Raw genomic sequence first — 12,644 nt, 5'->3', positions numbered from 1 at the left:
ATTTTTCCCGGAACAGGCAAATGCGGTGCCGTGGATGCAGGCAAAAAAAGGTGCCGCCGTCAGGCGGCACCCTGTATCGCACGGAACCCGGCCGGGCGTTACTCTTCCGGCTTTACCAGTGAGAGGCAGAGCTCGTCGAGCTGCGCCTGGTCGATGCAGCCCGGGGCGTCGAGCATCATGTCGCGGCCCGCATTGTTCTTCGGGAAGGCGATGTAATCGCGGATCGAGTCCGAGCCGCCGAAGAGCGAGCACAGGCGGTCGAAGCCGAACGCAAGGCCCCCGTGGGGCGGTGCGCCGTATTTGAAGGCGTCCATCAGGAACCCGAAGCGCAGCTGTGCCTGTTCGGCCGTGAAGCCCAGCACTTCGAACATCTTGGCCTGCAGCTTCGAGTCGTGGATACGGATCGAACCGCCGCCGATTTCGGTGCCGTTGCACACGAAGTCGTAGGCGTTGGCACGTACGCGGCCGGGGTCGCTGTCGATATACTGTACGTCCTCCGGCTTGGGCGAGGTGAACGGGTGGTGCATGGCGTAATAGCGCTGCGTTTCGTCATCCCACTCGAAGAGCGGGAAGTCTACGATCCAGAGCGGCGCGAACTTCTTCGGGTCGCGCAGTCCCAACTGCTGGGCCACTTCCAGACGCAGGGCGCAGAGCTGTGTCAGCGTTTTGAACTTCTTGCCGCAGAGGATGAAGACCATGTCCCCGGCCTTGGCGCCGCAGCGGCCGGCCATCTCCCGGATCTCGTCGGGCGTGTAGAACTTGTCGACCGACGATTTTACGCCCTCCTGTTCGACGCGGATCCAGATCAGCCCCTTGGCGCCGATCTGCTGGCGCTTGACGAACTCCGTGAGGGCGTCGATCTGCTTGCGCGTGTAGGCGGCGCAGCCCGTGGCGGCGAATCCCGTGACGTATTCTGCGTCGTCGAAGACCTGGAAGCCGTGGCCTTTCGCAAGGTCGGTGAGGTCGGCGAACTCCATGCCGAAGCGCAGGTCGGGTTTGTCCGAACCGTATTTCTCCATCGCCTCGATCCACGGCATACGGCGCAGCGGCTCAGCCAGTTCGATGCCCATTACCTCCCTGAACATGTGCTTGGCCCAGCGCTCGAAAATCTCCAGCACGTCTTCCTGCTCGACGAACGACATCTCGCAGTCGATCTGTGTGAACTCGGGCTGGCGGTCGGCGCGCAGGTCTTCGTCGCGGAAGCAGCGCACGATCTGGAAATACTTGTCGTAGCCGGCGACCATCAGCAGCTGTTTGAGGGTCTGCGGCGACTGGGGCAGGGCATAGAACTGGTTGGGGTTCATGCGGCTGGGGACGACGAAGTCGCGGGCGCCTTCGGGCGTCGAGTTGACCAGATAGGGGGTTTCGATCTCGAGGAAGCCTTCCGCGTCGAGGAAGCGGCGGATTTCCTGCGCCATCTTGTGCCGCAGGATCATGTTGCGCTGCAACGGCGGGCGGCGCAGGTCGAGGTAGCGGTATTTCATGCGCAGGTCGTCGCCGCCGTCCGAAACCTCTTCGATCGTGAACGGGGGAACTTCGGCTTCGTGGAGTATGGTCACCTTCTGGGCGGCGACCTCGATGTCGCCGGTTGCCATCCTGGGATTTTTCGATTGCCGCTCGATGACCTTGCCGACCACCTGGATGACCCATTCGCGGCCCACGCAGCATGCCGTTTGGCGGGCTTCGGCGGGCGAGTGCTCCTCGATGACGACCTGAGTAATGCCGTAGCGGTCGCGCAGGTCGATGAAGGTCATGGCGCCGAGGTTCCTCACTTTCTGCACCCATCCGGCGAGGGTGACGGTCTGGTTTACGTTTTCGGCTCTCAGGCAGCCGCACGTATGGGTTCTGTACATAGGGGTTTGTATTTTTTGTTTGTTTTGTCCTTGCAACCCGCAAAGTTAAATAAAAGAAGCGAAATACGGAACGCGGGCCGGGATTTTTATTTGGCGCGGGGCGTGCCGCGGCGGCTACTGCGCGGGAGAATCCGCCGCCCGACGAGGCCGTTTGTAAAAGTTTGTCTATTTTTGCGGAAAATACCCGAAATGGAAGAACAGCGGAAAACCGACGAAAAATTCATGCGCCTCGCACTAAACGAGGCCCGCAAAGCGTTAAATGAACAAGAGGTGCCGATCGGTGCGGTAGTTGTAGCCGACGGTGCGGTGGTGGGCCGTGGCCACAACCTTGTCGAAACGCTCTCCGATCCTACGGCCCATGCCGAGATGCAGGCCCTCACGGCCGCGGCGTCGACCCTCGGCGGCAAATACCTGCAAGGGTGTACGTTATATGTCACCGTCGAGCCGTGCATTATGTGCGCCGGAGCCATCGGCTGGGCACAGGTAGGGCGTGTGGTGTGGGGTGCCGACGATCCCAAGAAAGGTTACAGACGTTATTCCGAGGCGGTCTTCCATCCGAAAACGACGGTCGTGCGCGGCATCCTCGGCGGGGAATGCGAGGCATTGATGACCTCTTTTTTCGCCGGGTTACGCGATTAGGCCGCATTTAGATTTTGAAAAAAAGGAAAAAAAACATACTTTTGCATCCAACGTATCCGCAACCCGGGATACATGAACTGAAAAACTTAAAAAACGAATAGGAGAATGAAAAAATTATTAGTATCGGTAATTGCGCTGTTCGGGGCCGTATCGCTCTCGGCGCAGGATGTCACGGCAATTTACAATGAGGCGGCCGCCGCATTCGGGGCAAAGAATTTCACCGAGGCAGCTGCCAAGTTCGAACAGGTCATCGACCAGGGCATGGACAACGAGAGCGCCGCTTCGATGGTGGCTACGGCAAAATCGACGCTGCCCAAATGCTATTTCATGCTGGGCGGCGGTGCGTTGAAGACCAAGAATTACGACGAGGCGCTGAAGAACTTCGAGAAGTCGGCCGAGTTGGCCGAGCTTTACGGCGACATGAACCAGATGGCCAAGTCGAACGGCTGGGTTGCCAAGATTTACCAGATACAGGGCGGCGACGCTTTCAACAATAAGGACTATGCCACCGCGTCGGAGATCTTCGCCAAGGGCTATGCCGCCGACCCCGACAACACGGGCATGGCGCTCAACCTGGCGATGAGCTATTGCGAAATGGCCATGAGCAGCGGCGACATGTCGCAGTACGAGAAGGGTATGGAAATCTACGAGGCCGTTGCTGCCAAGACGCACCCCAAATATGCCGAAGATGCCGCCAAGGCCAAGGAGGATATGGCGCTCTATACTAACAATATGGTTGCCAAGATGCAGGCTGCCAACGATTTCGACGGGATCATCAAGATGGCCGATGACCTGCTGGCCAAGAATCCCCAGAGCGCACTGGCGCAAAATGTCCGCCTGCAGGCTTATGCCAACAAGAAGGACTATGCCAAGGTCATCGAATTGGGACAGGCTGCTGCCGATGTACAGACCGATCCGGCCGACAAGAGCCTGATGTACTACCTGCTGGGCGCCGCTTACAATGCCAAGGAGATGAAGCCGCAGGCTATCGCCGCCTTCAAGCAGGTGACCGACGGCCCTGCTGCCGAGAATGCCAAGGCTGCCCTGGCCGAACTTTCCAAGTAAGAGGGTAAGTGCCGATCGTAAGCGGGCTCCGGAAGGGGCCCGCTTCTTTTTGGTACGGAATATGCGTTGTCCTGCGCAAATCAGCTTTTTATTATGGGACGAGAATCGTATATGCGACCCGAAACCGAGGTGCTCGACGTCAGTGTCGGGCTGGGTTTCGCGGCTTCGGTAGAGGGAAAGGTCGAAGGTTTCGACCGGGAGGACTGGGATGAATAGGTTTACGTGGATTGTGGCGGCCTATTGCGTGCTGCTGTGCGGTTGCGCCGACGACGGCCTGCAGGATGTACTGCCGTCGCGGACGGTGACGCGCAACGTGCGGATCGCTGCTTGCGTCCCGTCGACGCGCACCGAACTGGCGCCGGACGGGTATAATGTGCTTTGGTCGCCGGGCGACCGTATCGGCGTCTATGTCAAGAGCGGCGACACGTTTACTGCGGAGAATGTCCCCTTGGCCTTCGAAGGGAAGGAAGCGGCTTCCGGAGGTTTTTTCAGCGGAGACATTACCCTTGCGGAAGGGGCGTCGGAGTACACGCTCTATGCCTATTATCCCTATTCGGAACAGACGTCCGCGGATGCGACCGGCGTGGGTTTCACGCTGGCGTCGCAGCAGGTGCAGGCGGCAACGGGCGATTCGTCGCACCTGAGGGATTACGACTTCCTGGTCGCCGGTGCCTTGACCAGTGCCACGGGGGATTTCGGTGCCCTGCTTTTCAGGCACGCTTTTGCCGTCATCGAGGCAGACCTGACGGGATCGGGAGAAATGGCCGGAAAAAACATCGCTTCGGTAATGCTTTTCAATACGGACGCCGCTTCGGTCGCCTCGAACGGTGCCCTGACCGATATGGCCAATATGACGGGCGGGTTCTCGTTCGACCTGACGGCGCCGGCGGGCAACAATACGGCGACGTATACCTATCCGTCCGTGCAGCTCAACCTGTGCGGGCTGACCTTTACGGAGCCGCCCGTACTCGGGACGTCGCCCGTAAAAACTTATTTTACGGTGAATCCCGCCGACTATTCGCGCGGCGACGGCCGGGTTTATGTCGTGGTGAATACGACCGACGGTTATACGGCGACCTATTCGCGGCCGGGACTGGTCATCGGCTCCGGGCAGATGAAAGTCATCACACAGGATATTGCCGCGGGAACCGCGCGCCAACCCGTCATAGACCTGACGGCGGATGGTAAGACGGCCAACTGCTACATTGCCACGCTTTCCTCGCAGGCCTATTCGTTCGATGCGACGGTCGCCGGCAACGGCGTGATTACCGACGGTTTGCTGCAGGCCGTACAGAAGTTCGAGGGACGTACGCTCTCGGCCTCGCTTTCTGGCGGTGAGGCCCGCCTGCTGTGGCAGAGCAACCCCTATCTGATCGAACCGGGAAGCATCTCCTATGCCGGCGGCAGAATCGGATTTTCCCTCTCGGGGCGTCCCGTTTCGCTCGGGGGAAATGCCGTGATCGGGCTTTTCGCCGATGCCGCAGCTACGGAGGCGCTCTGGAGCTGGCATATCTGGATTACCGACAAGACCAATGACGAGCTGCTCGCACAGGCGGAAACGTATACGATGTACCCGGCCTATGAACAGGCTTACGGAGCCGGAACGGCCGTCATGATGGATCGAAACCTCGGGGCGATCTTCAAGGAGGACGGCGCTTACGCCCGGTCGTTCCGGGCGCCGCTCTACCAGTGGGGACGCAAAGACCCCTTCCCGTGGGGGCTGGTGGTGTTCGATGCGCAGAGCGTACCGCATAATTACATCGACGGATGGCGTCCGGTGCAAACGACGGGTGCCCCCGGCCAGTATGTGGGCTACGTAGGCAATACGTGGTACGCCACGGCGCATCCCGACCTCTTTATCGCGACCATGGCCGGGACGTCCTATGACTGGTATTACGGAGGGGGCAAGGGCAACGGGCCGGATTACCGCAACAATGAACTCTGGGGTAACCCTACGGGCTATACCGTGGGGCAGACTACGACCAAAACACTCTTCGATCCCTGTCCGCCGGGATGGAAGATGCCCCACCCCTATGTTTTCAGTGCATTCACCAAGACAGGCAATACTGCGACGGTGGCCAGCGGCGACGTGAACACTACGGGCTCTTTCGTCCAGGGGTGGAATTTCGTCTACGACGGTACGAATACGACCTATTACCCCGGTGTGGGTTACCGTTACGACGAATACGGTACCTTCTCGTTTACGCCGTCGGGATATTACTGGTCAAGCGCCCCGGCGCCCTCGGATACATTCGGGGCATGGGTGTTCGGCCTTACGGGCGCCAGTATCTACCAGCGCTACTCCGACCCGCGCGGGTTCGGGTTGCCCGTGCGGTGCATGAAGGAGTGATCCATCCTCCCCGGGATGAGGATTGCTTCCGAGTCGCTTTGCTCCGGGACGGTGCTGCTCCCAGCGATGTTGCCGGGGCGGGGTTATTCTCTGCCGATGTTGCTTTGGATGCGTGCCAGTCCGCTGCGGGTCAGCGGTGTCTTGCCCATGCGGGCTTCGAATTCCGCTTCGTCCATCGCCAGCCACGCCTCGGCGTCCATCGCCAGCGGGTCGAACACGGGGTCGAAGGCCGGGTTGGTGTGCATCGGGGCCTTCTGGTTGTGGGGGCAACAACTCTGGCAGCGGTCGCAGCCGAAGATCCAGCCGTCGAGGCCGATTCCTTCGGTGGGCTCTTTCTCGATCGTGTGGCAGGAGATACAGCGTCCCGTGTCGATCACCTTCGGGGCGACGATGGCGCCCGTCGGGCAGCTTTCGATGCAATTGTGGCAGCGTCCGCAGCGCGACCCTTCGAACGGCGGGTCGTAGACGTCGGCATCGTCCGTGAGCAACAATTCGCCCAGCAGGACATAGGTGCCGAAACGGGGTGTCACCAGTAGCGACTGGCGGCCTATCCAGCCCAGCCCGGCTTCGACGGCCAGCTGTTTTTCGAGCAGCGGCGCCGTGTCGACGAACGCCCGCCCCGACAGATCGGGGCGGGAGGCGCGGAGTGCATCGAGCATCCGGCCGAGCATTCCCTTGATCGTCGTGTGGTAGTCGGCCGCACAGGCATAGGACGCTACTTTCGTGCGGTGTCCGGGAGGGTAGCCCTCGCCTGCGCGGTTTTTGTAACTCACGGCGCAGACCACGGCCGTACGTGCGCCCTCTACCAGTTTGCGCGGGTCGGCACGCTTCTCGACATTGCGCTCCATGTAGGCCAGCGACGACTGGTAGCCCTTGCCGAGCCATGCCCGCAGCATCGACTCGTTCTCGACCAGGTGCCGGCACGGGGCCAGGCCGCATAGATCGAACCCCGCATCGGCGGCAAGTTTTTTGATGTACTGATGGTCGAGCATTTTATTATTTTGGTTCAAAAATAGTGATTTTTAACCGGAAATTAGTAATTTCGCCCCAAACTTTCGCGTTATTGAAACGTAGTTAAAACGAAACGTATTATGACCATCAATACACTTTACGAACTGGCCCGCAACAGCGTGGAGAAGTTCGCGTCGAAAGTCGCATTTTCGATGTTCGAAGGCGACGACGTGACTTATGCCGAGGTGGGCCGGCGTATCGAAAAAGTGCAGGAGATACTTACCTGTGCGGGGCTCCATGCCGGGGACAAGGTCGCCTTGCTCAGCAGCAACATGCCCAACTGGGGTGTATGCTATTTCGCCGTCACTTCGGCCGGCATGGTCGCCGTGCCGATCCTGCCCGATTTTTCGGGCGAGGAGCTCGACATGATCATCGCGCATTCCGAAGCCAAGGCCCTGCTCGTTTCCGACCGGCTCTTTACCAAACTCTCGAAACAGACCATCGAACGGCTGAACGTCGTGGTGCGCACCAAGAACCTGGGCGTCATCGCTCAGCGTGTCAAGGGGGAGGGCTCCATGGCCGTACCGAAGCCCGATGACCTGGCCGTGATCATCTATACGTCGGGTACGACCTCGAAACCCAAGGGGGTGATGCTGACCCACGCGGCACTCTGCGCCCAGGTCGGGATCTCGTCGAGCATCTTTCCCGTACTGCCCGACGACGTATTCCTCTCGGTGCTGCCGCTTTCGCACACCTACGAATGTTCCATAGGCATGATCTATCCCTTCTCGATGGGCGCCAGGGTGGTTTACCTCGACCGTCCGCCCACGGCCTCGGCGCTGATGCCGGCGCTGCGTGCCGTGCGTCCCTCGGTCATGCTGATCGTGCCGCTCATCATCGAGAAGATCTACCGCCACCAGGTGCTGGCCAAATTCAATTCCAATGGTTTCTGGCGTACGCTCTATAAGGTGGGATTCTTGCGCCGCTACCTCCACCGCGTCGCGGGCAAGAAACTGCTCAAGCTCTTCGGCGGGCGTCTGCGGTTCCTCGGCATCGGGGGCGCCAAACTCGACGGCGGTGCCGAAAAGTTCCTGCTGGAGGCGAAAGTCCCTTATGCCATCGGCTACGGGCTTACCGAGACCGCGCCGCTGCTGGCGGGCGCCGCACCTTCGCAGGTGCGCCTCGGTTCGACCGGGCCCCAGGCGCCGGGCGTACAGTTGCGCCTGGAGAATATCAACCCCGACACCCGGCAGGGCGAGGTCGTGGCGCTGACGCCCAGCGTCATGCTCGGGTATTTCAAGAACCCCGAGGCGACGAAGGAGGTCTTTACCGACGACGGCTGGTTCCGCACGGGCGACCTGGGCGAATTCGACAAGGACGGCTGGCTTTATATCAAGGGCCGCCTGAAGAACATGATCGTAGGCCCCGGCGGTGAGAACATCTATCCTGAGGATATCGAAACCGTACTCAATTCGCACGTATATATCGCCGATTCGATCGTCACCGAACAGGAGGGGCGCCTCGTGGCACTGGTGCATTTCAACCGCGACGAGATCGAGGCTATGGTCGACAACTGGCGTGAGGAGTGGGAAACCCAGAAGGAGGCCTGGGAGGCAAAGACCGAGCAGCTCAAGAAGGAGATTATGGATTTCGTGAATGCCAAGGTCAACCGCTTCTCGCGGATTTCGGAGGTGGTCGAGGAAAAGGACGATTTCGCAAAGACTCCGACGCACAAGATCAAACGGTTCCTGTACAACAGGAGCAAAGACAACGACAAACCGCAGCGGGAACAGCCTGCCGGAAAACCCGAAACCAAATGACAAGACGCCCCTCCGCGGAGGGGCGTCTTGTCATTCTGCGTCAGACCTGTCTTCTACCTGGTCGAAGAATGCGCCGAGCGATATGCCGTAATAGCGGCAGAGGCGAGCGAGGGTGCTCACCGTGATATTGTATTTCTCGGTCTCGATCTTGCCGATATGGATGCCCGTGTCCTCGTAGACGGTTTCCTGGGAAACACCTTTTTCTGCACGCAGTTCCCTGAGCCGACCTGCGATCGCCTTCAGTAATGTTATGTCCCGCCAAGGTTGTTTCATGTTAACAAAGAAACAAACCTCCCCAATATTTGATAATGATTTATACATCATTATCGGGGAATTTGCCTATCTTTGTCATCATACAGGAAACGCGCCAAAACGGCTTGGCAACTCACTGTGCGGGATGAGGCGTCACTGAAAATGTGTACCCGTTGCTGCCGATACCGTTTTGACCGCAGGGAACCCACCGAGGCGGGGGTTCCCTGTCTTTTTACGGCGGGTGCCCGGGGACGGGATGAGGCGGTTTTGGTTGTTGCAGCTGCACTGTTTCCGCCCGGAAGCCCCGATCCGTAATATGGGAAAAGCCCCTCCGCAAAGGAGGGGCTTTCGCCTTTTGTCCGTGGTAGTTGCTATTGCGCGGTGTCTTTGCGCGGGATAAGGGTCGTATCGACCTGGTGGGGCTTGTCGCCCACATCCACGAGGTTCTCCTCTTCGACCCCGAGCGAACGGTAATAGGCGTTGATCTCGCCGATGATTTCCTTGCGACCGGCATATACAGCCAGGTAGTAGACGTCGCCCAGCTGGTCGAGTTTCTCGTCGATGATAGGCGACACCATGTCGCCCTGCACGCCGTCGAAACGCAGGTAATATTCGATGTACTCGATCAGCGTCCTGGCGTATTCGCGCAGCAGTGCGTCGCCCTTGTCGGCCGCATCCTCCACGCCCATCGCCGAAGCGGCGTAGTACGCTTCGAGGAACGGATAGGTGTTGGAGTCCGTAAAGCGTATCTGCGACGGGGGCAGCTTCTCAAGCCCCATGTCGAGCAGTTCGACGGCTTCCTGCGCGCGATCCTGCCGCAGTAGTTCCTTTGCCACGCGGGCAAAGGCATCGCGGGCGTGTGAGGCGCTCAGGTTGTATTGGATGAAGTAATCGGCATATACCCTCGGGTCGGCCAGATTCCCGTAGCGGAATGTCTCCTTGAGCAGCGGCGCCGCGTAATCCGCGTCGATGCGCCCGATTTCCCAGGGGTTTTGCACGGGAGTGAGGATCGGCACGAAACGGTAGGCGTAGCCGTCGAACTGGAGGTAATCCATCAGTCCGAAATCCTGCAATATGTAGACCTGCGTCATGTAGAGCGGGCGTTTCCAGTCGAAGTTGGCCAGCATGTCGAGGATCATGAGCTGCGTCTTGTCGATCGAGTTCTTCCGCAGGTTGATGTAGACCGTGTCGACCATCTGGGCGCGGTCTTTCTCGGCGACGATGCCCGAGGCGATGGCGTTCTCCTTGTTCACCGGCAGTGCGATGCGTTTGGTCGGGATGTAGTCGGTCATCGTCCCGTCCGAGAGCTTGATCTTGCTGCGCGGGTCTTCGCTGCGCACGAATTCGATCACGTCCTTGATGTCCACCGCGCGGTCGAAGCGGTTGTCCACCGGCACCCAGTCGTTGGTGAAGGTGTACTTGCTCTTGGGCAGTGAGAAAGGTACGCCCGGGGCATCGTTGGCCTTGGTTTTCATCTCGTCGATGTACCATTCGCCGCCCAGGTAGGAGGTGTTCATGATACGCACGTCGGGGCGTACGCCGTAGATCTCCTGGTTGTTCCAGAGCGGGAACGTATCGTTGTCGCCGTAGTTGAGGATGATCGAGTTGGGCAGCGTCGACATCAGGTAGTTCCAGCCGATATCGCGCGCCATGTAACGGTGCGAACGGTCGTGGTCGTCCCAGTTCTGCGCCGCGAGGATCGTCGGCACGCCCATGCAGACTACCGTCGCCGCCACGGCGGCCGTGACGTTGTTGCGCCTGGTGAGCCATGCGACCAGGTCGCGGATGGCCAGTACGCCGAACCCGATCCATATGCAGAATGCGTAGAACGACCCTGCGTAGACGTAGTCGCGTTCACGCGGTTCGCCCGGCGAAGTGTTGAAATAGAAAACCAGCGCGATACCCGTCATGATGAAGAGCCACATGACGATCGAGAAATTCCGCTGGTCGCGGTTGAGCTGGTAGATCAGTCCGATCAGCCCCAGCAGGAATGGCAGGAAATAGTAGGTGTTGCGGCCTTTGTTGTCGGCGATTTCGCGCGGCAGGTCGTCCTGCGGCCCGAGGTATTTCTCGTCGATCCACTTGATGCCCGACAGCCAGTTGCCGTCGGTGATCGTCACGCGGGTCGGCTGTATGTCGCTCTGGCGCCCTACGAAATTCCACAGGAAATAGCGCCAGTACATGTACGATAGCTGGTAGTTGAAGAAATAGTTGAGGTTCTCGAGGAACGTCGGCTCGACGATCGTGCGCGGTTCGTACCCGTCGTCGTATACCTTCTTGGTGCCGAAGTCGAGCACTTCGCCCTGCATGGGGCGTCCCTGCGAGTCGCGGACGATTTCGCCCTTTTCGTCGCGCATGATCTCGGTTTTGGTGCGGTAGGCGGCCCATTGCTTGTACTCCTTCTCTCCTTTGCGCGCATCCCACATGCGGGGGAAGAAGTGGATGAATTCCGGGGCGTGGGTATATCCCGTGATGACCGATGCGGGCTTGTACTTGCCGTCCTCGTCGAGGTAGTAGAAATGCTTTTCCTTGTACCCTTCGGGCGGGGCCGAGTAGTAAGCGCCGAACAGCAGCGGCCGGTCGCCGTACTGGTCGCGGTTGAGCACCGACATCAGTGCGTGGGGGTTGTTGGGGTTGTTGCTGTTCATCGGCGGGTTGGCGGCGGCACGGATCGTCACCGAAGCGTAGGACGAGAACCCGATGAGGATCATGGTCGTCGAGAGCAGGACGATGTTCCACACGACCTTGCCTTTGCGGTGTGTGTACCACGAAGCCCAGCCCATGCCGCCGATCAGCGCCAGTGCGAAGAGCACCATGCCCGAGTTGACGGGCAGCCCCAGCGTGTTGACGAAGAAAAGGTCGAGCATCGCCCCGACGTAGACCGTGTAGGGGATGATGATGTTGTTGACGAAGATCAGGATGGCGCCCGCGATCAGCGTGGCGTAGACGATGCCCTTGAAGGTCACCTTCTCCGTCGTGCGGAAATAGTAGATGAACACCAGCGCCGGGATGGTCAGCAGGTTGAGGATGTGCACGCCGATCGACAGTCCCATCATGTAGGCGATCAGTACGATCCAGCGCGACGAGTGGGGCTGGTCGGCCTCCTCCTCCCATTTGAGCATCAGCCATACGACCAGCGCCGTGAACATCGACGAGAGGGCGTAGACCTCACCCTCGATGGCCGAGAACCAGAACGTATCGGTGAAGGTGTAGGCCAGGGCACCCACGATGCCTGCACCCAGGATGGCCCACACGTTGGCTCGGGTGAGCTGGCTGCCGTCGCGGGTCACGAGGCGCCGCGCCAGGTGTGTGATCGTCCAGAACAGGAACAGGATGCAGAATGCGCTGGCGATGGAGTTCATGCCGTTCACCGCCATGCCCACAAAGTCCGGGTTGCCGGCGGCGAAGAGCGTCGCCAGGCGCGCCAGCATCATGAACAGCGGGGCGCCGGGAGGGTGCCCGACTTCGAGTTTATAGGAGGTTGCAATGAATTCCGAGCAGTCCCAGAGGCTCGAAACCGGTTCCATCGTCATCAGGTATACCAGTGCGGCGATGGCAAAAACCGCCCAGCCGACGATGTTGTTCCAGCGTTTGAAGGATGTCATATTTTTTCGGTATGTTTCGCTTTATGTCCTGCAAAAGTAATCATTTAACGGCGAAATCCAATCAATATTACCTGCCGAAGGCGGAAAGTTGCTATTTTTAAGGCTTTTC

Annotated in this window: 9 protein-coding genes; 5 read left to right on the top strand and 4 right to left on the bottom strand. The window is 59.4% G+C overall.

Annotated features, from left to right (window positions below; genetic code table 11):
* Positions 1-98 precede the first annotated feature (98 nt).
* Positions 99-1,853 carry an aspartate--tRNA ligase gene (aspS, locus tag DW189_RS04575; protein ID WP_117507026.1) on the bottom strand — a complete coding sequence of 585 codons (1,755 nt, stop codon included), beginning with the start codon at positions 1,851-1,853 and terminating at the stop codon, positions 99-101.
* A gap of 189 nt (positions 1,854-2,042) precedes the next feature.
* Between aspS and DW189_RS04570 the strand changes: the two genes are divergently transcribed.
* The 4 genes from DW189_RS04570 (at position 2,043) to DW189_RS04560 (ending at position 5,907) form a co-directional block, all read left to right on the top strand.
* Positions 2,043-2,492, top strand: coding sequence for a nucleoside deaminase (locus DW189_RS04570; protein WP_018694832.1), 450 nt, complete (start codon positions 2,043-2,045; stop codon positions 2,490-2,492).
* Between the two features lie 105 nt (positions 2,493-2,597).
* Positions 2,598-3,557 (top strand): hypothetical protein, encoded by a 960-nt coding sequence (locus tag DW189_RS04565; protein WP_117507025.1) that lies wholly within the window; start codon positions 2,598-2,600, stop codon positions 3,555-3,557.
* A 93-nt stretch (positions 3,558-3,650) separates the two neighbouring features.
* Positions 3,651-3,773 carry a hypothetical protein gene (locus DW189_RS14600; RefSeq protein ID WP_022332898.1) on the top strand — a complete coding sequence of 41 codons (123 nt, stop codon included), beginning with the start codon at positions 3,651-3,653 and terminating at the stop codon, positions 3,771-3,773.
* Positions 3,766-5,907, top strand: coding sequence for a fimbrillin family protein (locus tag DW189_RS04560; RefSeq protein WP_117507024.1), 2,142 nt, complete (start codon positions 3,766-3,768; stop codon positions 5,905-5,907). Before DW189_RS14600 ends, DW189_RS04560 begins: the two co-directional genes overlap by 8 nt.
* A gap of 83 nt (positions 5,908-5,990) precedes the next feature.
* Here DW189_RS04560 and queG read toward each other — a convergent pair whose 3' ends face one another.
* Positions 5,991-6,899, bottom strand: a complete 909-nt coding sequence (gene queG / locus DW189_RS04555) for a tRNA epoxyqueuosine(34) reductase QueG (protein WP_117507023.1) — start codon at positions 6,897-6,899, stop codon at positions 5,991-5,993.
* 99 nt (positions 6,900-6,998) lie between these two features.
* Here queG and DW189_RS04550 point away from each other — a divergent pair, with 99 nt between their 5' ends.
* Entirely contained in the window at positions 6,999-8,678 is a 1,680-nt protein-coding gene (locus DW189_RS04550) for an AMP-binding protein (RefSeq protein ID WP_117507022.1), read from the top strand.
* A 30-nt stretch (positions 8,679-8,708) separates the two neighbouring features.
* Here the strand turns inward: DW189_RS04550 and DW189_RS04545 are convergent, their stop codons facing one another.
* Positions 8,709-8,951 carry a helix-turn-helix domain-containing protein gene (locus tag DW189_RS04545; protein WP_055203540.1) on the bottom strand — a complete coding sequence of 81 codons (243 nt, stop codon included), beginning with the start codon at positions 8,949-8,951 and terminating at the stop codon, positions 8,709-8,711.
* A 350-nt stretch (positions 8,952-9,301) separates the two neighbouring features.
* On the bottom strand, positions 9,302-12,535 hold the full coding sequence (locus tag DW189_RS04540; RefSeq protein ID WP_117507021.1) for a DUF2723 domain-containing protein: 3,234 nt from the start codon (positions 12,533-12,535) through the stop codon (positions 9,302-9,304).
* Positions 12,536-12,644: the final 109 nt, after the last annotated feature.

Source organism: Alistipes sp. AM16-43 (genome assembly GCF_003435745.1).
Taxonomy (GTDB): domain Bacteria; phylum Bacteroidota; class Bacteroidia; order Bacteroidales; family Rikenellaceae; genus Alistipes; species Alistipes onderdonkii.
Note: the sequence above shows the minus strand (reverse complement) of the source record. Positions and strands in the feature narration are given on the sequence as shown.